The sequence below is a fragment of the Corynebacterium sp. HMSC055D05 genome (assembly GCF_001810365.1).
Classification (GTDB): Bacteria; Actinomycetota; Actinomycetes; order Mycobacteriales; family Mycobacteriaceae; genus Corynebacterium; species Corynebacterium coyleae.
Window position 1 is genome coordinate 1 of sequence record NZ_KV801033.1, and the last position, 21,952, is coordinate 21,952.

The window sequence follows — 21,952 nt, forward strand, 5'->3', positions numbered from 1 at the left end:
GGCAACCCCGGCAACGTCGTCGAAGGAAACCACGACCTCGCGTACGTCGGAGCAGGTCACGGTGACCACGGCGCCGAGCGCATCCACCACAACCACGCAGGCCACCGAAACCACGACCACCTCCACCGAGACCACCACGGCAACGGCTACGACGGTGGTGGAGGTTCCGGAGGGGGCGGTCGTCGATAAGAGTACGAGCGTGCCGACAACCATCACGGAATCGCTGGAGATCCCGGCAGGGAAGGAAGATGGCTCGGCGAAGTCCTCGAGCACCTCGCCGCTTGCGATCATCGTGCCGAGCATTCTGCTGGTGCTTACCGGCCTCGGTGCTGTTGGGTTTTACCTGTACAAGCACTACTTCTAAACCGAAAGGGTGTGTATTTTTTCGACCGATCGGTTGATGAATCCGGGTGGTTCCCAGGCCTACTGTCGTGAAGGTCGAAAGGAACCCCGTGACTACAGTGCACACCCCAAACACAACAACCGAACACCCCGGCCGGTGGAAGGCCCTCGCGGTCCTCGCCGCGGGGCTGGCGCTGATTGTTATGGACGGCACCATCGTTGGCGTCGCCCTGCCCACGATGATCACCGCCCTCGACCTCAGCCTCACCAACGCGCAATGGGTCAACGCGATCTACAACGTCATCTTTGCGGCGTTGCTGCTCGGCTCCGGCCGCCTCGGTGATCGCGTCGGCCGCCGCACCACGTTCGCCGCCGGCGTTGCGCTGTTCATTGGTGGCTCGTTGCTTGCAGGCTTATCGACGACCGCAACCACCCTGATCACAGCCCGCGCCGTCCAAGGCGTCGGTGGTGCATTGGTGCTGCCGGCGACGTTGTCGTCGGTAAATTCGCTCTTCCACGGCAAGGACCGTGCCGCCGCGTTCGGTGTGTGGGGCGCCGTGATGAGTGGCACGGCGGCGCTTGGCCCGCTGCTCGGCGGGGTGCTCACACAGTACTTCTCCTGGCAGTGGATCTTTTGGGTAAACCTGCCGCTCGGCCTGATGGTGCTGCTGGGGATTTACGCCTGGGTGCCGCAAACCCACGGTAAACGCAACGTCCGGGGTGTCGACGTCGACGGCCTGCTCACCTCCGCCATCGGCTTCGGTCTTGTCGTGTTCGGGCTCATCGAGGCGACCACGCTCGGCTGGTGGGAGAAGAAAGAAACCCTGCGTCTTGGTTCCTGGTCCTGGCCGGAGAGTTGGACTGTCTCGCCCGTGCCGTTCGCCATCGGTATCGGCCTGATCTTCATCGGCTTGTTCCTGCGCTGGGAACTGCATCGTGCTCGCAACGGCCGCGATGCGCTTCTGGATCTCTCCCTGTTCAAGGTCGGCACCTTCTCCTGGGGCAACCTCACCGCCGCCATGGTTGCCGTCGGCGAGTTCGCCCTCATGTTTGTCCTGCCGTTGTTCCTGGTCAACGCCGTGGGACTTTCTTCCGTGCGCACTGGCCTCGTTCTTGCCGCGATGGCGTTCGGCGCGTTCGTTTCCGGCGCTTCCGCACGCCACCTCGCGGCTCGGCTCGGCGCGCCGGGTGTCGTCGTGCTTGGTCTTGCGCTTGAGGTGGTTGGTGTTGGTCTGTTGGCTGGGGTCGTCGCAACGCAAGGCTCCAGCTGGCTTACCGTCGGCGCACTCGTGGTCTACGGCGTGGGGCTCGGCCTCGCCTCCGCGCAGTTGACCTCGACGGTGCTCGCCGGTATCCCCGAAGCGCAGTCGGGCGCGGGCTCGGCCACCCAGTCCACCGTGCGCCAACTCGGCTCTGCCATGGGCGCCGCGATCGCCGGATCCGCCCTGGCAGCGGCGATGGCGCGCACCATCCCGGCCTCGCTCGACGCTGTCGCCGGGGTGCCCGAGAATGTGCTGTCCAAGCTGTCCGACGCCACCCAGGCATCCGCGGGCTCGATGATCGGGCAACTTCGCGACGCCACCCCCACCGACCCCTTCACCGAACCCCTCGGCGACGCCCGCAGTGTGGTTGTTCAGCAGCTGTCCAGCGGGTTCGCCGAGGCCGCCGCCTGGTCGATCGGGTTCTCTGCGCTGTTCCTGCTGCTGGGCCTGCTCGGCTCGGTGATGGTGCTGCGACAGTCGAAGAAGACTCCGGCCGCAGTCTAGTGTTCGCTGATCGTCTAGCTGCACCTGAGGGGGAGCTAGACGACTGCGCAAAACCCCAGAAAACCCCAGAAAACCCCAGAACAGAACAGCAAAAACCGGGCCCCGCACAGTCGCGGAGCCCGGGATTAAAACAAGAAGCGTCTTACTTGTCGCCCTTGTATGCGTCGATGGAGGCCTGGAGGATCTTCTCGGCTTCTGCCTTGTTGCCCCAGCCGGAGCCGGTGACTTCCTTGTTCGGTTCGAGGTCCTTGTAGTGGACGAAGAAGTGCTCGATTTCGTCCTTGACAAAGTCGGAGACGTCGTCGATGTCCTGGTAGTGGTCGTAGCGGACGTCGTCGATGACGCAGAGGAGTTTGTCGTCGCCGCCGGCTTCGTCGGTCATCTTGAATACGCCAAGCGGACGGGCCTTGACGGTGACGCCCGGGAAGACGGGTTCGGGGAGGATGACGAGGGCGTCGAGTGGGTCGCCGTCGTCGGCAAGAGTGTTGTCGATGTAGCCGTAGTCGGCTGGGTACGCCATCGGGGTGAACAGGTAGCGGTCGAGGTAGACGCGGCCGGTTTCGTGGTCGAACTCGTATTTGTTGCGCGAGCCCTTGGGGATTTCGATGATGACCTCAATAGACATGGGATCTCCTTCGTTTGGTGATTGTCCGCAAATCATCATACGTGGGCTACGCTTTTGGCCGATGAAGGTATGGACTTGGGTTGCGGGCACGTTGGCGTTGGCTGCGGTTGGTGGTGTTGCTGGGTTTGGTGTGGCTGCGCATGAGCAGTTGTCGCGGATTGATCATGCGCCGGCGTTTCGGCTTGAGCAGGCGGCGTTTCCGCTTGTGCCTGCAGAGCCTTCGCTTATCGACGACACCTTGCTAACCCAGACCCTCATCGATCTAGCTCAAAATCCGGGTTTGGGGCAGTTCCATGCGCGGGTGTCGTCAGTAAGCGGGGGCGTGGTGTTTGACGAGGCCTCCGGGGATGCGCTGCGTCCGGCGTCGGTGACGAAGGTGCTCACGGCCGCGGCGGCGCTGATCGAGTTGGGGCAAAGCGACACGATTACGACACAGGTGGTGCGTGCCGCGGATTCGGATGCGGTGACGATCAAGGCTGCCGGCGACGTGTGGTTGGACGCCGAGGCACTCGACGAGTTGGCGGGGCAGATCGGCGAAGCCTCCGAGGTGTATGTGGACACGTCTGCCTGGGCTGGCATGCCGGAGATGATGCCGGGCTGGGACCCGCTGGATATCGACGGCGGTTACGTCGCGCCACTGCAGCCCGCGATGCTGTCCGGTGGGCGCTTGGACGGGGAGACGTCTGGCGACGTGCCGCGTTCGCACACGCCGGCCCTCGACGTGGCGCAGGCGCTGGCGAACCGTCTCGGTGCTGGTGTTGTGGACGTGCGCGAGGCCCCCGTCGACGCCGAGGTTGTCGCCGAGGTGGAATCGCCAACACTGGTGGAGCGCCTCGAGATGATGATGAAGGAATCCGACAACGTCTATGCCGAGGCGATCGGGCGCGAGGTCGCGCTCGCGCGCGGGGTGAAGGACGCGCCGTCGGCGACGCTGTCGTTGCTGCAGGAGCACGGCATTGATACGTCGGGTGTGGCGCTCTCGGACAACTCGGGCTTGTCTACCGACAACCGAATCCCGCCGGTGGTGCTGGATAGTGTGCTCGTGGAAGCTACGACCAAACCCGAACTCCGCCCGCTTCTGGCAACGCTGCCGGTTGCAGCAGGCGAGGGCACACTGGCGGACCGCTACGGCGACCTCCCGGGACGCGGCTGGGTGCGCGCGAAAACCGGCACGCTCGACGGCACTGCCTCGCTGGCCGGAACGGTGACCAGCGTGAACGGCAACATTTATACGTTTGCGCTGATCTGCAACGACGCCGACGTGCTCGCGGCGCGCCGGGCCATGGACGAGTTCACCTCGGCGCTGCGCGAGTTCTAATGCAACCGTTTTGGCCGCGCCGCTCCCCGCACTTCCTCGCGTGCAGGCGGGCGGTGCGCCCCTTCGACGGGCCGGCGGTGATCGGGCTGTCGGGCGGGCCGGACTCGTTGGCGCTGGTCGCGGCGGCTGCGGCGGAGCAAAAGGACGTCTCGGTCCTAGTTGTGGACCACGGTTTGCAGCCCGGCTCGGCCGACGTCGCCGAGCGTGCCGCGGCCGTGGCGCGCGAGTTCGGGTTTGCCTCTACGGTGGCCAACGTGACAGTAGGTCCCGGCAACGTCGAGGCCGCCGCGCGCGAAGCAAGGTACGCCGCACTGCTCGAATCCGGCCGCGACGTCTGGGTCGCACACACAGCCGACGACCAGGCAGAAACCCTGCTACTCGGCGCGTTGCGGGGCAACCCGTCGGGCATGGCGCAGCGCAACGGGAAGATCGTCAGGCCGTTCCTACACATCCGCCGCGCAGACACCGTCGGGGCGTGCGAGGAACTCGGGCTCGAAGTCTGGCACGACCCGATGAATTCCGACCCGGCGTATCGTCGCGTAGCAATGCGCCAAAGCATCATCCCTGCGCTGACGGACTTGCTGGGCGGGGATGCGGTGCCGGCCCTTGCCACCACCGCGAACCGCATCGCAGCCGACCAGGCGCTCATTGAACAACTCGCGAACCTCACGCCGACCACGTCGTGTGTGGAGTTGGAGGGGGATGCGGGGCCGGTGAGGCGTCGTCGATTAGCAATATGGCTCTTAGATGAAGGAGTGCGGGTCCAAGGCGACCAACTGGCGGCGATCGAGGCGCTGGTGACCAACTGGCGCGGGCAGGGGCCGATCGCAGTCGGCGGCGGGCGTTCGGTGGCGCGAATCGACGGGAAACTGGTCCTTGTGCGGGCGTGATCTGCGCAATACGCTCGGTGACTATGCAACCAGGTGAGAAGTCGATGCGGGAGATCGTAGAGAGTTTCCGCCGCTTTCAGGCAGAAGAGGGGATTCAGGGAGGGCTTCTTGAGGACTCCCACGATGATTTAGCCGACGAGCTCCTGAGCCGCGACGAACGCAACGTAGCGCAGCTCTAGCCCAAATGTCCCAGGTGGTTGTGCCTTGTAGGAATCTAGTGGCAAGATGAGGAAGTTACGCGCAGGTGAACTGCGTGACGTCCGCGAGGCACAGCGAAAGGGAAAGGCCAGCCCATGACTGAGTTGCACGACACGAAGGATTTCAACGTTCCGCCGAACCGTTACGGCGACGACGTGGAGGCAATCCTGATCAGTGAGGAGGCGTTGCAGGACCGTATCCAGGAGTTGGCGGATATGGTGTCGGAGAAGTACCGCGACTCTGAAGAGGACCTCATTTTGGTGTGTGTGCTGAAGGGGGCGGTGTTCTTCCTAACGGACTTTGCGCGCAAGCTCTCCATTCCGGCTGAGATGGAGTTCATGGCGGTGTCCTCCTACGGCAACTCGACGACGAGTTCTGGCGTGGTCCGCATTCTGAAGGACCTGGATAAGGAGATCGCCGGCCGTGATGTGCTGGTGGTTGAGGACATCATCGATTCGGGTCTGACGCTGTCGTGGTTGCTGCGTAATTTGCGCAACAGGAACCCGAAGAGCCTTGAGGTCGTTACTCTATTGCGCAAACCGGATGTGCAGACGGCGCAGATCGACTTGCTTGATATCGGGTTTGATATCCCGAACGAGTTCGTGATCGGCTACGGCCTGGATTACGCGGAGCGCTACCGTGATTTGCCGTACGTGGGCACGTTGCATCCGCGCGTGTACTCGGACGCTGAGTAAAGCCGACTAGAACAAAGGTTTATGAGCAAAAATAAAAACGTCATGCGGTGGGGCATTATGGGCGCCATCGCGCTTATTGTGCTCTATTTGCTGACGCTGATTGGGGACGATTCCCGCGCTTACCAGAGCGTGGATACGTCGGTGGCGATGCAGCAGCTCCGCGAACATAATGCGGAGGAAGTGCAGATCGATGACCGCGAGCAGCGGGTGCGTATTGATCTGCGTGAGCCGATTACTGTCGACGAGCGCGAGGGCGTCGAGGCAATTTCTGCCCAGTACCCGGCTCGTACCGCGCCGGATGTGTTCCAGGCGGTGCGTGAGGCTGAGGCGGATTCCTACCAGACGAACGTGACGCAGGATTCGTTCCTGATGTCCATGCTGGGCTTCATGCTGCCGATGATCCTGGTGTTCGGCTTGCTGTTCTACTTCATGTATCGCATGCAGTCGGGCGGCGGCGGACCGTTTGGCATTGGTGGTTCGAAGGCGAAGCAGCTGACCAAGGACAACCCGACCAACACGTTCGATGACGTGGCGGGTGCCGACGAGGCCGTCGACGAACTCCACGAAGTGGTGGACTTCCTCACCGACCCGAGCGTGTACGAAAAGCTCGGCGCGAAGATCCCGCGTGGTGTGCTGCTCTATGGCCCGCCGGGCACCGGTAAGACCCTGCTTGCGCGTGCTGTCGCTGGTGAGGCGGGCGTGCCGTTCTACACCATCTCCGGTTCTGACTTTGTGGAGATGTTCGTTGGTGTGGGCGCCTCCCGCGTGCGTGACCTGTTCAAACAGGCGCGTGAGAACGCTCCGTGCATCATCTTTGTCGACGAGATCGATGCCGTCGGCCGCCAGCGCGGCTCCGGTATGGGTGGCGGCCACGACGAGCGCGAGCAGACCTTGAACCAGTTGCTGGTGGAGATGGATGGCTTCTCCGGCCGCGAGGGCGTGATCCTGCTGGCGGCGACGAACCGTCCGGACATCCTGGACCCCGCGCTTTTGCGCCCGGGCCGTTTCGACCGCCAGATTCCGGTATCCAACCCGGACCTCGCGGGCCGTGCCCAGATTTTGAAGGTGCACGCGAAGGACAAGCCGTTGGCCAAGGACGTCAACCTGGATGCTTTGGCCAAGCGCACCGCGGGCATGTCGGGTGCGGACCTGGCGAATGTGCTTAACGAGGCCGCGTTGCTCACCGCCCGCATCGGCGGCAACGTGATCACCGCGGATGCGCTGGAGGAGGCCACGGACCGCGTGATCGGTGGCCCGCGTCGTTCCAGCAAGATCATCTCTGAGCACGAGAAGAAGGTCACCGCCTACCACGAGGGCGGCCACACGCTGGCCGCGTGGGCGCTCAAGGACATCGAGCGCGTGTACAAGGTGACCATTCTCGCCCGCGGCCGCACCGGTGGCTTTGCCATGACGGCCGACGAGGACGACAAGGGCATGTACACCCGCGACGAACTGTTCGCCCGCATGGTGTTCGCCATGGGTGGCCGCTCCGCCGAGGAACTGGTCTTCGGCGCGCCGACCACCGGTGCGTCGAACGACATCGAGCAGGCCACGAAGATCGCGCGTGCGATGGTCACCGAGTACGGCATGACCTCCTCGCTTGGCCCGGTGAAGTACGGCCAGGAGCAGGGCGATCCGTTTTCCGGCCGCGGCGGTGGCGGCACACTCGAGTACTCGCCGGCAGTCGCCGCGAAGATCGACGAGGAGATGCAGGCGCTTCTCGACGAAGCCCACAAGGTCGCCTACACAACCCTCGAGCGCTACCGCGACGAGCTGGATACGTTGGCCTCGAAGCTTCTGGAGAAGGAAACCCTGCGTCGGGGCGATCTGGAGGAGATCTTCGACTCGATCGAGCCGCAACGCCCGACCTTGCCGGAGCACGACGTGCGCTTCGGCCGCCAGATCGGTCGCGAGCCGGTGAAGACTCCGGTGGAGATTGCTAAGGAGCGTGGCGAGGAGCCGCCGAAGCGCTTCTCCATCCTGGAGGCGTCGAAGGCGACGCGTGAGCGTCGTCGCAAGGAACGCGAGGCGGAAGAGAAGGCAGCGGAGCAGAAGAGCTCCACGCGTTGGCAGCCGCCGAAGGGCAAGGCCCCGCAGTACCGCGGTGAGAAACCACCGGCGGACTGGACCTACGTGGGCGGACCGCAACCAAAGCAGTCTAAGCCGAAGCAGCACCCGGGTGCGGAGAACTACCCAACCCGGGAGACCGAGGAGATCGGCTTCCGCCTGCCGGAGCACGAACGCCCAGACCACCCAGCGCGTGGTCCGGAGCCGGAAACCCGTCCGACTGCGTCTGAAGACGAGACGACCCAGTTGCCGCGCGAGCCGCAGGAACCGAAGCACAGGAGAGACGACGATGACGACGCCTAAGTTTGACCACGAGCGCGCCGAAGCCGCCGTGCGTGAACTGCTCATCGCGGTGGGGGAGGACCCGGACCGCGAGGGCCTCGTGGAGACGCCAGCGCGTGTGGCGCGCGCCTACGCCGAGGTGTTCGCAGGCCTGCACGAGGACCCGAAGGTGCACCTGGAGAAGTCCTTTTCGGAGAACCACCGCGAGTTGGTGCTCGTGCGTGACATTCCGATCTACTCCACCTGCGAGCACCACCTCGTGCCGTTCTACGGCGTAGCCCACATTGGCTACATCCCTGGACAAGACGGCAAGGTGACCGGCCTGTCCAAGCTGGCGCGTGTGGCGGATATGTACGCGAAGCGCCCGCAGGTGCAGGAGCGGTTGACGGCGCAGATTGCGGACGCGATCGTCGAAAAGCTTGATGCGTCTGCGGTGATCGTCGTCATCGAATGCGAGCACCTGTGCATGGCAATGCGTGGAATTCGGAAGCCGGGTGCGACAACGACCACGTCCGCTGTGCGCGGCGGTTTTCAGAAGAACGCGGCCTCGCGTGCCGAGGTCATGAGCCTGATTAGGGGATAGAACACCAATGACCACTGTCGCCGACCTGACACTGTCCGGACGCACGAGTGTGATGGGGATTGTCAACGTCACGGAGGATTCGTTTTCGGATGGCGGCAAGTGGCTCGCCACCGACGATGCCATCGCCCATGCCCACGAGTTGGTGAAGTTGGGCGCGGACATTATCGACGTCGGCGCCGAATCCACCCGACCCGGCGCCACCCGCGTTCCCGCGGAGGTGGACTCTGCGGGGGACAAAAGCGTCACCGCAGATAACGGCGCCACCCGCGTTCCCGCGGAGGTGGAAGCGGAGCGCATTCGCCCGGTGATCCGGACGTTGCACGAGGATGGCATCCGGACCTCGATTGACACGATGCGTGCCGCTACCGCGCAGGCCGCTGCTGAAGAGGGCGTGGATCTGATCAACGACGTCTCCGGTGGCCTGGCGGATGAGGACATGTACCGCGTGATGGCGGAAACGCAGCTGCCGGTGTGCCTCATGCACTGGCGTGCGGACGCGTTTGTCAACGCCTCGGGCGCGGCTGACCACGGCGGGGATGTGGTCAAGGACGTCCACCAGGTGCTGGCAGAACTCGTCGAGAACGCCCTGGCCGCGGGGGTGGCCAAGGAGCAGATCACGCTGGACCCGGGCCTGGGCTTTGCCAAGACCGCGGCCGATAACTGGGCGCTGCTCAACGCCCTGCCGGAGTTCATTGCCGGCGAGTTCCCGATTCTTGTCGGCGCGTCGCGCAAGCGTTTCCTCCGCGAGATCCGCGCGGATCGTGGTCTGGAGCACTCCCCGGTGGATGCGGACCCGGCTACCGCTGCCGTCACGGCGCTGTCTGCCCAGGCCGGCGCCTGGTGCGTTCGTGTGCACGAGGTTGCGGTCTCTCGCGACGCGGTGGATGTGGTGGCAAGGTGGAACCATGGCTGACCGCATCGAACTCAAAGGGCTTAAGTTCCACGCCAACCACGGCGTACTCGAGCACGAAACGGAGTTTGGCCAGGCGTTCTCGCTGGACATCACGTGCTGGTTGGAGTTTGCAGACGCCGCGCGTGACGACGACCTGACCAAAACCGTCAACTACGCCGAACTCGCCGACACCGCGCTGGCGATTGCAACCGGTACGCCACGTCAGTTGATTGAGACCGTGGTTGTCGAGATCGCAGAGACCGCCATGCGCACCTACGACGCGCTGCACGCGATCGAGGTGACCTTGCACAAGCCACACGCGCCGATCCCGGCAGTGTTCGACGATGTTGCCGTGGTGGCGCGCCGCTCCCGGAAACGGATGTGATGCCCATGCGCGCAGTGCTGTCCTCCGGATCGAACATGGGTGATGCGCGTGCGCACCTGCGCGCGGTTGTGGACGAGTTCGCCGACGAAACCGTTGCCGCCAGCTCCATCTACGCCACCGCCCCCTGGGGCAAAACCGACCAGCCGGACTTTCTGAACCAGAGCCTGCTGGTGGAGGTGGACCAAACCCCGCACAAGTTGCTCGAGCGCTGCCAGCGCCTGGAAAACGAGGCCGAGCGTGTGCGCGTGGAGCGTTGGGGCCCTCGCACCCTAGACGTGGACATTGTCTGGATCGAGGGCTACACCTCCGACGACCCGGTGCTGACGGTCCCGCACCCGCGCGCGCACCTGCGCCAGTTTGTGCTCGAGCCGTGGTTGGAGATTGATCCGGGCGCGGAGTTGAAGGGGTCGTCGATACGCGAATTGCTCGACGGCCTGGAGGATCAAGGGGTGCGCAAACTATGAAGCGCACGCCGATCGAGGGGATCATCGCCGCCGCTGGCTTCAGTGCCGCAGCTGCGTTGATTGTGGTGCGGCGTTATTACAGCTGGCTGGAGTCGCTGGACCTAATCGTGTCGCTGTCGCTGTGGTGCATCGCCGCGGTCGCCGGGTGGCTGGCATGGGTGGTGCACAAGCGCCGCAAGGACGGCCAGGTGGGGCTGGACCGCAGCCAACTCAACCCGATGCAGGCCGCGAACTTCATGGTGTTCGGCAAGGCCAGCGCGTGGGCGGGTGCGATCTGCGGCGGCATGTATGCAGGCGCGTTGATGTATGTGGTGCGCAGGCTCGACGTGCTGGCGGCCGCATCCGAGGACGTCGTGCCGCTGACCGTGGGCACCCTCGGTGGCATCGCGCTGTGTGTTGCCGGGTTGGTGCTGGAGAAAAACTGCGAGGTGTCGCCACCCGCCGACGGGCAGGGGGTTGGCTAGAGTGTTGGGCATGAGTGCCAAAAACACATCCAGTGACAGCGCAACCCTGTGGGTCATCGTCCCCTTTGTTGTCGCCGTAATTGGCACCGTTGTCATGCTGTTTACCAACTCCGCCAACGCACTGAAGATCGCGCTGATCTTCGCACTGTGGGCGGGCGCGGCCGGGCTGATCTTGAACTTCCGCAGCCGCCGCGAGCGTGACGACGCCACCCGGGACGCCGAAGCCGCCCGCGAACAAGTCCGCGAGCAGGAAGAACGCCACAAGGCCGTCATCGCCGCCCTGCCGCAGGGCGAGGGCTCCGCGGTGGACATGGAAGCCCTTCGCGCGCTGCAGGATGAGATCCAGGCACTGCGAGCACAGTTGGAGGAGCTCAACGGCCGCGTCTTCGAGTACGAGCCGGCCGCCGTGCGCGCCTCTGCGCGTCGCATCTCCGAGTTGGAGAGCACCCCAGAACCAGAGCCAGCGCCGGAGCCGGAGCCGGAACCGACCCCAGAGCCGGAGCCTGCGCGCCCGTCGCCGTCGACCGACGACACGGTTGTGCTCGACCGCGTGCGTCCCACCGGTGCGCCGAGCTCGGATGCGATCGCTGGCCGCATTGGCACCCAGCCGTCCGGTCGTCCCGCACGCAACCCGCTGTCTGACCTGATCAGCGAACGAAAGGCGCAAGCGGAAGCAGAAGCAAAGCCGGAACCCAAGCCGGAACCGCAGCCAGAACCCAAGCCGGAGCCAACCCCGGAACCGGAACCGCAGGAGGAGCCGCGCCGTTCGGGCCGCCGTCGTCGTGACGAGCGCGAGAACTCCATTTCCGTCGCTGAACTGCTCGCCCGCCGGGGGAAGTAAATGGCGCCACGCCTGCTCGTAGGCGCAATCCCCGGCCACAGCCAACTCGCTCTCGACATGGAGCGCGCCGGGCACACCGTGCGCCCGATCGATATCAACACCGACCCGGGCGCGATCGCGCACGTGGACCTCGTGCTCATCGACGGCTCCGCGAACGATATCCGTGCCGCCGCAGAAATCCTGGCTGATTACGCGCGCCCGCAGCAGATGTTCCTCCACACCGCGTTGGAGGAAGGCCCGCAGTTGCTTGACGACGTCGAAACGTCCCAGGCCATCACCATGTGCGCCCACAACCTCTTCGACAACATCTGGGTCACCTCCGCCGCGGACGAACTCGGCGAAACCGTCGTGGGGCTGCTCATCGCGGAGATCGGCGGCACGAGCATGCGTATCGACGACACCGTCCGCCCCACCATCGCCGCCGCCCAAGAACTTCGCGCGCTGGAAGCGACGGTGCGCGACGACGCGCTCGAGCTGCTCATCGATACGGTTCCTGCGTTTGAGGCGGTGGCGGAGAAGTTCATCGAGGCGGCGTCGGGTCGTCGATACGCAAAAAGCGTCAACGACTTGGACCGGATGCTCGACGCACTGCCGGAACCCGGGGTGCGCAGGCTGTTTGTGGATCTGCAGCGCCGACGCGGTGAGATGGAGCAGGACACGGATACGGAACTGTGGGTTATTCAGAAATACGAGGGAAGATAAAGGGGAAGATAGATGGCGTTTGAGGCAGGTAAGGCAGTCGTCGTTACGGATGAGGCGCTGCTGGCAACGTACGGGCGGGCGTTTCGCAAGATTGGCAAGTCCGTTGTGGTCGTGCCGTTGGGTCGCGATGTGCACGCGGGTCACATTGAGTTAATCCGTGCGGCGAAGTCGCTGCTCGGCTCGTACGTCGTGGTCACGTTTACTGGCGACGAGGTGCCGGACATCTTCGCCGAGGAGAAGGTGGACGTGGTGTTCCACGGCCCGCTGGAGACCAAGGTGCGGGTGGATTCCGGGGTGGATCCGCTGGAGGACCCGGAGCACACGCAGCGCGAGGTGGCGCGCATCCTTGCTGCGATTAACGCCTCGCATGCGACGGATGTGGTGTTGGGGGAGAAGGACTTTGAGGTGCTCGTCGCCACGCAATATGCGGTCTCTGGCCTGCGTATGGAGGTCAAACTGCACTCCGTGCCTACCGTGCGCACCCCGAACGGGCTGGCGGTGTCGCTGCGCAACGCCGACGTGCCGGAGGACCTGCGCGAGGCCGCTCTCGCACTGCCGGCGGCGCTGACCGCAGGCGCCCACGCCGCTGAGCAGGGCGCCGAGGTCGTGCTTGAAACCGTGCGTGGTGTGCTCGCCGCCGAGGGCCTTGAACCGGCCTACCTTGAGCTGCGCGACCTGGCGATGCGCGAAGCGCCCGAGCGTGGCGACGCCCGCCTCCTCGCCGCCGTCGACCTCGGCCCTGTGCGCCTGGCCGACAACGTGGGTTTGCCGCTCGGGATTGGCTTCAAGCACATCGAAGAAGATAGGTAGCCGAACGGGCTGCGGTCGCAGGCGGTAGAATGCGGCGCATGTCTGTGCCCAACATCGCCGGAATCCTCGCCGACCGCTTCGGCTTCGCCTTCACCCCTGAGCAGGTGCGTGAAAGCGGCCGTACTGAAACGTCCACGTTGTACACCGCGTCGGACGACAAAGGCCACGCCGTAGAGGTGGAGGTCTTTGACACGAAGGTGGCGGAACACCTCGGCGCCGACGTGAACACGCTCAACAGCCGCCTCGCGCTGGCGGCGCATCCGGGCGCGTTCCAGCCGCGCAGTGTGGGTACCACCGACGAAGGGCAGCTTTTCGTCCTGCGCGAGGCCGCAACCGGCACGCCGTTGAGCGACCTCATTGCGGAGAAGGGCGCGACGTTTACCCAGCAGGAAGTGCGTGACCTGCTCGCCCCGGTGGTCGAGGCCATCGATGACTACGACCTCAAGGGCCTGTCCGGGTTCGTCTCCCGTTCTATTTCGCCGGAGCGACTTTTGGTGCAGCCGCAGTGGTCGACCACCCCGGTGAAGCTCACCCTGGTTGGTCCGAGTACCGACGCGGTTGGCTCGGATGAGGAGTTGGCCAAGGCGAATGTGGACAAGTTCGCCAGCGTGGTCAGTCTGATGACGGGCGAGGCCCCACGCGAGGGCGTGCGCACCTGTGCGGATGTGCTGCATATGGTGCCGGTGGGCGAGGCGCCCCAGGAGGCGTCCAACATCGACGTTGCTCCCAACCCGGAGGACGGCTATCGCAAGCGCCCTGAGCCGTACGCGTACGGCCCGGACGGCAACTACACCCGCCCGGCGGCGACGAACGAGAAGAAAGTCCCGTGGCCGTGGATCATCGCGATCCTGGCGCTACTGCTCATCGCTATTGCGGCACTGTGGTATTGGTCCGCCAACCGCGGCGAGGCCTGGGAGGGTGCGGAGGCGCAGATCGCCGAGGAGTACCCGGATATCGTGTCCAAGAAGTCCGGCCAGAAGGGCTGGCAGGACCTGCGCTGCGAGAACGGCTCGACCGATCCGGACCAGGAAGGCAAGATCCGCTGCGCCAACGCAGAGTTGGGCGTGTCTGTGGTGAAGTACGCCGACGAGTATGACCGCGACGATGCGGTGCCGGACCCGCGCGAGGCCGTCGTGTTGGGCTCCGGTGAGTGCACCGTGAACTCCTATGAGTTGCCGGACGCGAACCCGCCTGCCTATGTGATGGTGCCGCAGGACAAGCCTGAATACCTCATGATTATTAACGGTTTGAACTCGGAAGAGCAGCGTCTGGATCTTCCGCTTTGCCAATAGACTACGATTGACCGGCGTGAGTACGCAGGATCTTTCAGAGCAGCAGCAAATCCGCCGGGAGAAGAGGCAACGGCTTATCGGCGAGGGCCGTGATGCCTACCCCGTCGAAGTTGACCGTACGACCTCGCTGAAGGACCTGCGGGCGAAGTACCAGGTCGTTGAAGAGGGCGAAGGCGACGGTGTGACCCGCCTTGAGGCCGGCCAGGAAACCCAGGATGTGGTGGCCGTCGCCGGCCGCGTCATGTTCCAGCGCAACACTGGCAAGCTTTGCTTTGCCACCTTGCAGGAGGGTGACGGCACCCAGTTGCAGGTCATGTTGTCGCTGGCAGAGGTGGGCGAGGAAGCCCTCGCGCAGTGGAAGGCTGACACGGACCTGGGTGACATTGTCTCGGTTCGTGGGCGCATCATTGCTTCTCGACGAGGCGAGCTCTCCGTCCAGGCACAGTCCTGGCACATGGCCTCGAAGGCCTTGAGCCCGCTTCCGGTCGCGTTCGCGGACATGAACGAGGAGCAGCGCGTCCGTCGCCGTTACACGGATCTGATCATGCGCGAGGATGCGCGCAAGAACGCCATGACCCGCATCAAGGTCATGGCTGCGGTGCGTAAGTACCTGACGGGCCTGGACTTTGTGGAGATTGAGACGCCGATGCTGCAGACGCTGCACGGCGGTGCTGCGGCGCGTCCGTTTGTCACCCACTCCAACGCGCTGGACATTGACCTCTACCTGCGCATCGCGCCGGAGCTTTACCTGAAGAGGGCCGTTGTTGGTGGCCTGGAGCGCGTCTTTGAGATCAATAAGAACTTCCGCAACGAGGGCGTGGATTCGTCCCACTCGCCGGAGTTCACCATGTTGGAGACCTACCAGGCGTGGGGCACCTACAAGGACGGTGCCGAAACCATGAAGGGTCTTGTCCAGTTCTGTGCCCAGGAAGTTTTCGGCTCCCAGAAGGTCACGCTGGCTGACGGCACCGAGTACGACTTCGGCGGCGAGTGGAAGGTACTGGAGATGTACCCGTCGCTCAACGAGGCGCTGCAGCGTAAGTTCCCGGGCCAGCCTGAGGTGACCATCGATTCCTCCGTGGAGGAACTCAAGGGCATCGCTGAGACTATCGGTCTGAAGGTTCCGGAGAATGCAGGCTGGCTGCACGGCAAGCTTGTGGAGGAAATCTGGGAGGAGCTTTGCTCCGACCAGCTCTACGAGCCGACCTTTGTCATTAACTTCCCGGTGGAGACCTCCCCGCTGACCCGCGACCACCGCGAGCAGCCGGGTGTGACCGAGAAGTTCGACCTCTACGTCCGTGGCTTCGAATTGGCCACCGGCTACTCCGAGCTCATCGACCCGGTGATCCAGCGCGAGCGCTTCGAAGACCAGGCCCGCCTGGCGGCGCATGGTGACGACGAGGCCATGGTGCTCGACGAGGACTTTCTCGCCGCTATGGAGCAGGGCATGCCGCCGACAGCAGGTTGCGGCATGGGCGTGGATCGCCTGCTGATGGCCTTGACCGGCCTGGGTATCCGCGAGACCGTCCTGTTCCCGATGGTGAAGCCGGAGGCGTAACGACGATGCGCCGTTGGCCCCTCGCAGCAGCCGGAGTACTCCTCGCAGCCTCGTTGGCGGGCTGTGGCAGTAGTGAACAAGCAGAGCTTGCGGAGCCAACGGTGCCTACCACGCCAACCACAACAACGTCGCAGCTGCCCCCACCGGATTGCTCCACTGATGCAATCAAAAATTCGCCAGGGCTTGAAGAGTTTGAGCTGTATGGTCCTTGCGAAGGTGGATTCACTCGTCCTGGAGTTCCGAATTCCGGCAACATCATCCTCGCGCAGTGGGACGGTAAGCACTGGGTAGAAGTAGAGTCCGATGGCGTGTGGGATGGCATGGGTATGGCGCGGCCGTGCTTTAACCCGGGTCGTCTTGAGGAGCTCGGCGTTCCCGAATCCCTGGCGGATAAGGAGCCACGCTGCGGCGTGTACCCGCCTGGTCAGGAGCCGCCGCACAAGAAGCAGGCGAAGGCTTCCACTCCTGTGCCGACATCGAGCACACTCGACCCAAACTGGGGGATTAAGCGCGACAGCGATGGCGTGATTATCGAGGCGCAGTTTGAAGGGGTTAAGCGTCAAATCTCTGCGCCGAATTGTGATGGACGAGGAATTCTCATTCTCGATTCCGTAATTGCGGACGGAGATATTGGCTCGACACACTCCAAGCTTGCGTTTGACATTGCGTATCTCGGCGATGGAAATGCTGAGTTCACCTATCCAGGCCACTGCCCGTCGCTTCGCGCACAGGTCGATGGCAACGATATTTACCCGGTGTACCTCGATTTTGGCCACGACACGGATGCGCTGTGTGCTGCGAAGAAGAACTACGGCGGGAACGCGCGAGTGTTGTCGGATCGTGAGGAATATCTCGACCCCTGCTAATTGTGCACGGTGGTTATAACCAACTAACGTTTGATGTGACTAAATCATGTGGTTGAAAGGAGCATCAGCATGGCGACCACTAAGGCGAGCCTGCAAGATCAGGCCGCCGATATCCTCGCCGGGATCGGCGGGGCCGACAACATTGCGTCGATGACGCATTGTGCGACCCGACTACGGTTCGAACTTAACGACGCCTCCCTGGCCGACAAAGACCGCCTCGAAGCGAATCCGAAAGTAATGGGTGCGGTGCCGCAGGGCGGCAGCCACTACCAGGTCATTGTCGGTGGTGACGTGGCTACGGTGTACAACGCGATCAATAACCTGCCTGAGATGGCGGGCCGCACCACGTCCAACGACGAGCTAAAGAAGCAGCAGCGCGACAAGGCCAAGGGCAAGATGCCGTGGCTCGATACGTTCTTCGAGTATCTCTCAGACTCTTTCCGCCCGATCCTGGGCGTGCTGCTCGGCGCGTCGCTGATCATTGCGTTCGCTGCCTTCCTCGACGCCTTCGACATCATCGACTTCCGTGCGGAAGTAAAGACACCGGGCTGGCAGTTCGTGGACGCCATGTGGAATTCCGTGTTCTTCTTCCTGCCGGTGGCTGTTGCCTACAACGCGGGCAAGAAGCTCAATATTGACCCGTGGGTGCCAGCCGCGGTCATGCTGGCGTTGTTCACCCCGGACTTCGTGGATCTGACCGAGCACCCGGATGCGCGAGTGATCGATCTGTTCGGCGCGCCGACCGACGTCATCGACGTCTTCGGCCTGCCCATGATCCATAACGGCTACAACGGCAACGTCTTCGTGCCGCTGATCATGGCCGCGGTCGCTGCGTTGCTTTATAAGGGATTGCAGAAGATCATCCCGTCTACCGTGCACATGGTGTTCGTGCCGTTCTTGACCCTGTTGGTCATGATCCCGGTCACCGCGTTCATCATTGGCCCGTTCGGCTACCTGCTCGGTGCCTGGATTGGTACTGGCTTGGCATGGATGAACGGCAACGCACCGTTCCTGTTCGCGCTGCTGATCCCGATGCTCTACCCGTTCCTGGTGCCGCTTGGTCTGCACTGGCCGCTCAACGCGCTGATGCTGGTGAACATCAACACCCTTGGCTACGACTTCATCCAGGGACCAATGGGTGCCTGGAACTTTGCCTGCTTCGGCGCCACCGCCGCGGTGCTGGCTATTTCTATTCGTGACCGCGACCCGCTGATGCGCCAGACCTCCGGTTCCGCCCTCGCCGCGGGCCTGCTCGGCGGCATCTCCGAGCCGTCGCTCTACGGTATCCACCTGCGCTTTAAGAAGATCTACCCGCGCATGCTCGTCGGCTGCTTCGCCGGCGGCCTGACTATCGCGATCCTGGGCACCCCGTTCGGTGGTGTGAAGACGAACGCGTTCGTGTTCACCTCCATCCCGACCATGTTCGTGTTCGACCCGATGTGGGTCTACATGATCGCCATCGCAGTGGCGTTCTTCACCTCGTTCTTCATCATCCTGATCACCGACTACCGCACCCCTGAGGAGAAGGCGGACGCGCTTGCTCGCGCGGCTGCTGCTCGTGAGGAGGAGCCGGTTGCGGTTGTGGGGTCGTCGCAAAGCACTGAAAGCACAGTGCTCGCTCCTGTCGCTGGTGAGGTTGTGGCGATGGCAGCGCTTAACGACGCCGCCTTCGCCTCCGGCGCCCTCGGCCAGGCTGTTGGCGTGATTCCGGCGAATGACAAACTCACCGTGGTTGCGCCCGCTGCGGGCAAGGTGATTTCTGTGGCAAAGACGGGCCACGCGTACGGCATCAAGACTGATGACGGCGCGGAACTGCTGGTGCACATCGGCATCGACACCGTGAAACTCGAGGGCGAGGGCTTCACCCCGCTGGTAGAGAAGAAACATGAGGTCGCTGCCGGTGACGCACTGGCGGAGGTGGACTTCCCGGCGATTGCCGCCAAGGGGGTCGACACCACTGTGATCACCACCGTGGTCAACTCCAAGAAACTCGGCGGAGTAAACGACGTGGCCGATGGCACCGTCGAAATTGGAGATGCCATCCTCGAGATCACGCCCGCCGAGTAGGCTCGGTGGCATGACTGAGCGCACAGTTCTTCACGGCATTGGTGTGTCCGCTGGTACTGCCTGCGGACCCGTCGCGGTAGTGACCCCGGCGGTGGGTATCGATAACCACGAGCCCGCCTCCGTGGACCCCGAGGCGGATGGTCAGCGGATACGGGAAGTGTTGGGGGAGGTGGCGTCGTCGTTACGCGAACGCGCGGCGCACGCCAACTCGAAGGCGTCGCAGGACGTGCTCGAGGCCACCGCGGCGCTGGCCACGGATCGTGGCCTGATCCGCGGGGTGGACAAGGAACTGAAGAAGGGCAGCGGCCCCACCAAAGCGGTACACGACGCGGTGGAGACGTACGCGAACAAGCTGCGCAAACTCGGCGGCTACATGGCCGAGCGTGTCACCGACCTTTACGACATCCGCGACCGCGCCACCGCACGCCTTCGCGGCTTGCCGGAGCCGGGCGTGCCGGATCTGACGGCGCCGTCGATCCTGGTCGCGCACGATCTTGCGCCCGCTGAGACCGCCACACTGGATCCGGCGATGGTGCTAGGCATTGTCACCGAGGCGGGTGGCGCGACCTCGCATACTGCGATCCTCGCCGCACAGCTCGGCATCCCAGCTGCGGTGCAGGTCAAGGGCATTTCCGATGCGATTGTCGACGACCCCCGCATCGCCCTCGACGGCAGCACCGGCCAAATCATCGTCGCCCCGTCCGATGAGGACGTCGCCGAACTCGACGAGCGCTCCCGCCGCCGCGCCGCCGCACTGGAAGGCTCCGCCGGCGCCGGCGCCACCCGCGACGGCCACGCCGTGAAACTGCTGGCCAACATCGGCACCGCCGAAGACGCGGTGAAGGCTGCGGGCTATGACCTGGAAGGCTCCGGCCTGTTCCGCTCTGAGTTTCTCTTCCTGGACCGCGACTCCGCGCCCAGCGTGGACGAGCAGACCGCGACCTACACCAAGGTCCTCGAGGCCTTCGGCGAGCGCCGCGTGGTGGTGCGCACCCTCGACGCCGGCGCCGACAAGCCGCTGTCGTTTGCGGACCTTGGCGAGGAGGAAAACCCAGCCCTCGGTCGCCGCGGCCTGCGCCTGTCCCAAGCCCGCGAGGATCTGCTCGCCGACCAGTTGGAGGCACTCGCCAACGCGCAGCGTAACGTGCCGGACGCCGAACTGTGGGTCATGGCGCCCATGGTCGCCACGGTCGAGGAGGCCGAGTGGTTCGCTGAACGCGCCCGCGCTGCTGGCCTGAAGCAGGTGGGCATCATGGTCGAAACCCCTGCGGCCGCGATTCGCGCCGGGCAGGTGCTCGACGTTGTGGACTTCGGCTCCATCGGCACCAACGACCTTTCCCAGTACACGATGGCCGCTGACCGCATGCAGGGCGAACTCGCCGAACTGCTCTCGCCCTGGCAGCCCGCGGTGCTGTCCATGATCCGCGAGACCTGCCGTGGCGGTGAAGCTACTGGCAAACCCATCGGCGTGTGTGGCGAGGCCGGCGGCGACCCGCTCATGGCCCTCGTCCTTGTCGGCCTTGGCGTGAAGTCGCTGTCTATGGCGCCCGGCAAGGTCAACGCAGTGCGCGCGGCGCTGCGCCTGCACGACATGGATACCTGCCGGAAGATGGCCGATGCTGCCCTTGCCGCCCGGACCGCTGAAGATGCACGTGAGGCGGTGCTTGGGATCGCAGATTCGGTAATTCTTGACCTACTGTGAACCGCATAGTCTAGTATTGGCAGACAAAGTTGTTCACGATAGGGAAAGGGCTTCCCCATGAAGCGTTTCGCGTCCATTGCTTTGTCTGCCGCAGTTGGCCTTGGCCTCGTTGCTTGCTCCAGTGATTCGGGCGGTGAAGAACCGCTCACCGTCCTGGCGCAAGCCACGCCCCACGCGGAGATTCTGCGCTACGTCGACGAGCAAAATCCGGAGTACGAGCTGGATGTCAAGGTCATTTCTGGTGGGTCGGAACCGAACATGTCGGTGGCCAACGGTTCCGCGGACGCGAACTTTTACCAGCACTCGCCGTACCTGCTGGACTGGAATACTCAGACTGGCAAGAACCTGGTCAACATCGTCGGAGTCCACATTGAGCCGATGGGGATGTACTCCAACTCCATCAAGTCCATTGACGAGTTGGAGCAGGGGGCGAAGATCGTGACTCATAACTCGCCGTCCAACCTTGCCCGTGCGCTGATCCTGCTGGAGGCCAACGGCGTCATCGGTCTGGACCAGGAGATTGATCCGGCAAACGTGTCCAAGATCAACCTGCAGTCGATCACCGACAACCCGAAGGACATTGAGATCGTCCCGGTCGAAGACACCCTGGTTATTCAGTCGCTGTCGGACGAGTCTGTTGCCGGTGTCATCGCAACCTCGAACTTCGCTCTGGAAATTGGCCTGAACCCGTCGGAGGATTCTGTCATTGCCGAGAGCCCGGAGAACAACCCGTACGTGAATATCCTCGCAGCCAATGAGGACGCGGCGAAGGATCCCCGCATCGAGAAGCTGGCGGCGGACCTGAGCTCGCCGGAGACCGCAGAGTGGATCCGCGAGAAGTACAGCGGCTCCGTAATCCCGGTGAATTAATGAAAATCCACGGTATCGACGTCGACCCGCAAGGCCGGTGCGCCCACTGGCACTCGGAGTGCGACGTCATTGCCAATACCTGCGGGTCCTGCCACAAACTCTGGGCCTGTTCGCTGTGCCATGACGAGTTGGCGGATCACCGGTTTGTGGGCGTCGATAAGCACCTGCGCTCTGTGATGTGCGGCGCGTGCGGTTACATGATGACGCACGCCGAGTATGGGGCCGCGTGCCCCTCGTGCGGGCACCCGTTTAATCCGGGCTGCAAACTGCATG

At 63.9% G+C, this 21,952-nt stretch carries 23 protein-coding genes; 21 read left to right on the forward strand and 2 right to left on the reverse strand.

What is annotated here, in order from left to right:
* On the forward strand, window positions 1–364 hold a 364-nt coding region (locus tag HMPREF2734_RS11935; RefSeq protein ID WP_210384716.1), incomplete at its 5' end, for a hypothetical protein.
* An 88-nt stretch (window positions 365–452) separates the two neighbouring features.
* Window positions 453–2,108 carry an MFS transporter gene (locus HMPREF2734_RS01705; protein WP_070568696.1) on the forward strand — a complete coding sequence of 552 codons (1,656 nt, stop codon included), beginning with the start codon at window positions 453–455 and terminating at the stop codon, window positions 2,106–2,108.
* Window positions 2,109–2,250: 142 nt separating this feature from the next.
* Here HMPREF2734_RS01705 and HMPREF2734_RS01710 read toward each other — a convergent pair whose 3' ends face one another.
* Window positions 2,251–2,733, reverse strand: a complete 483-nt coding sequence (locus tag HMPREF2734_RS01710) for an inorganic diphosphatase (RefSeq protein ID WP_070422474.1) — start codon at window positions 2,731–2,733, stop codon at window positions 2,251–2,253.
* 61 nt (window positions 2,734–2,794) lie between these two features.
* Here HMPREF2734_RS01710 and dacB point away from each other — a divergent pair, with 61 nt between their 5' ends.
* The 19 genes from dacB (at window position 2,795) to HMPREF2734_RS01800 (ending at window position 21,679) form a co-directional block, all read left to right on the forward strand.
* Window positions 2,795–4,051 (forward strand): D-alanyl-D-alanine carboxypeptidase/D-alanyl-D-alanine endopeptidase, encoded by a 1,257-nt coding sequence (dacB, locus tag HMPREF2734_RS01715; protein WP_070568700.1) that lies wholly within the window; start codon window positions 2,795–2,797, stop codon window positions 4,049–4,051.
* Window positions 4,051–4,941: a tRNA lysidine(34) synthetase TilS gene (tilS, locus tag HMPREF2734_RS01720; RefSeq protein ID WP_070568702.1), complete on the forward strand. Its 891-nt coding sequence runs from the start codon at window positions 4,051–4,053 to the stop codon at window positions 4,939–4,941. Before dacB ends, tilS begins: the two co-directional genes overlap by 1 nt.
* Window positions 4,942–4,958: 17 nt before the next feature.
* The gene (locus tag HMPREF2734_RS11940; protein WP_168161878.1) at window positions 4,959–5,120 is read left to right on the forward strand and encodes a hypothetical protein; all 162 of its coding nucleotides are present in this window, start codon (window positions 4,959–4,961) and stop codon (window positions 5,118–5,120) included.
* 114 nt (window positions 5,121–5,234) lie between these two features.
* Window positions 5,235–5,834 (forward strand): hypoxanthine phosphoribosyltransferase, encoded by a 600-nt coding sequence (hpt, locus tag HMPREF2734_RS01725; protein WP_070568705.1) that lies wholly within the window; start codon window positions 5,235–5,237, stop codon window positions 5,832–5,834.
* 21 nt (window positions 5,835–5,855) lie between these two features.
* Window positions 5,856–8,204, forward strand: a complete 2,349-nt coding sequence (gene ftsH / locus HMPREF2734_RS01730) for an ATP-dependent zinc metalloprotease FtsH (RefSeq protein ID WP_070568707.1) — start codon at window positions 5,856–5,858, stop codon at window positions 8,202–8,204.
* On the forward strand, window positions 8,191–8,766 hold the full coding sequence (gene folE / locus HMPREF2734_RS01735) for a GTP cyclohydrolase I FolE (protein WP_070422479.1): 576 nt from the start codon (window positions 8,191–8,193) through the stop codon (window positions 8,764–8,766). Before ftsH ends, folE begins: the two co-directional genes overlap by 14 nt.
* A gap of 7 nt (window positions 8,767–8,773) precedes the next feature.
* A complete protein-coding gene (folP, locus tag HMPREF2734_RS01740; RefSeq protein WP_070568710.1) occupies window positions 8,774–9,679 on the forward strand; it encodes a dihydropteroate synthase in 906 nt (301 codons plus the stop codon).
* A complete protein-coding gene (folB, locus tag HMPREF2734_RS01745) occupies window positions 9,672–10,043 on the forward strand; it encodes a dihydroneopterin aldolase (RefSeq protein ID WP_070483452.1) in 372 nt (123 codons plus the stop codon). Before folP ends, folB begins: the two co-directional genes overlap by 8 nt.
* Before the next feature lie 5 nt (window positions 10,044–10,048).
* Window positions 10,049–10,507, forward strand: a complete 459-nt coding sequence (gene folK / locus HMPREF2734_RS01750) for a 2-amino-4-hydroxy-6-hydroxymethyldihydropteridine diphosphokinase (RefSeq protein WP_070568800.1) — start codon at window positions 10,049–10,051, stop codon at window positions 10,505–10,507.
* The gene (locus HMPREF2734_RS01755) at window positions 10,504–10,971 is read left to right on the forward strand and encodes a DUF3180 domain-containing protein (protein ID WP_070568713.1); all 468 of its coding nucleotides are present in this window, start codon (window positions 10,504–10,506) and stop codon (window positions 10,969–10,971) included. Before folK ends, HMPREF2734_RS01755 begins: the two co-directional genes overlap by 4 nt.
* A 10-nt stretch (window positions 10,972–10,981) precedes the next feature.
* A complete protein-coding gene (locus HMPREF2734_RS12325) occupies window positions 10,982–11,812 on the forward strand; it encodes a DUF6779 domain-containing protein (RefSeq protein WP_070568716.1) in 831 nt (276 codons plus the stop codon).
* Window positions 11,813–12,514 carry a 6PGD fold domain-containing protein gene (locus HMPREF2734_RS01765; protein ID WP_070568718.1) on the forward strand — a complete coding sequence of 234 codons (702 nt, stop codon included), beginning with the start codon at window positions 11,813–11,815 and terminating at the stop codon, window positions 12,512–12,514. It begins immediately after the preceding gene.
* A 12-nt stretch (window positions 12,515–12,526) separates the two neighbouring features.
* Complete coding sequence (locus HMPREF2734_RS01770; RefSeq protein WP_070422484.1) at window positions 12,527–13,324, forward strand: pantoate--beta-alanine ligase; 798 nt, start codon at window positions 12,527–12,529, stop codon at window positions 13,322–13,324.
* A 38-nt stretch (window positions 13,325–13,362) separates the two neighbouring features.
* Complete coding sequence (locus HMPREF2734_RS01775; RefSeq protein ID WP_070450286.1) at window positions 13,363–14,616, forward strand: hypothetical protein; 1,254 nt, start codon at window positions 13,363–13,365, stop codon at window positions 14,614–14,616.
* A 16-nt stretch (window positions 14,617–14,632) separates the two neighbouring features.
* A complete protein-coding gene (gene lysS / locus HMPREF2734_RS01780) occupies window positions 14,633–16,174 on the forward strand; it encodes a lysine--tRNA ligase (RefSeq protein ID WP_070450367.1) in 1,542 nt (513 codons plus the stop codon).
* 5 nt (window positions 16,175–16,179) lie between these two features.
* Complete coding sequence (locus HMPREF2734_RS11725) at window positions 16,180–17,040, forward strand: hypothetical protein (RefSeq protein ID WP_141750397.1); 861 nt, start codon at window positions 16,180–16,182, stop codon at window positions 17,038–17,040.
* 69 nt (window positions 17,041–17,109) lie between these two features.
* Window positions 17,110–19,107, forward strand: coding sequence for a glucose PTS transporter subunit IIA (locus tag HMPREF2734_RS01790; RefSeq protein WP_070568724.1), 1,998 nt, complete (start codon window positions 17,110–17,112; stop codon window positions 19,105–19,107).
* A gap of 10 nt (window positions 19,108–19,117) precedes the next feature.
* Window positions 19,118–20,809 (forward strand): phosphoenolpyruvate--protein phosphotransferase, encoded by a 1,692-nt coding sequence (ptsP, locus tag HMPREF2734_RS01795; protein ID WP_070568726.1) that lies wholly within the window; start codon window positions 19,118–19,120, stop codon window positions 20,807–20,809.
* Between the two features lie 57 nt (window positions 20,810–20,866).
* The gene (locus tag HMPREF2734_RS01800) at window positions 20,867–21,679 is read left to right on the forward strand and encodes a MetQ/NlpA family ABC transporter substrate-binding protein (protein ID WP_070568727.1); all 813 of its coding nucleotides are present in this window, start codon (window positions 20,867–20,869) and stop codon (window positions 21,677–21,679) included.
* Here HMPREF2734_RS01800 and HMPREF2734_RS12360 read toward each other — a convergent pair.
* A complete protein-coding gene (locus HMPREF2734_RS12360) occupies window positions 21,676–21,888 on the reverse strand; it encodes a hypothetical protein (protein ID WP_168163590.1) in 213 nt (70 codons plus the stop codon). The genes HMPREF2734_RS01800 and HMPREF2734_RS12360 overlap by 4 nt on opposite strands.
* Window positions 21,889–21,952: the final 64 nt, after the last annotated feature.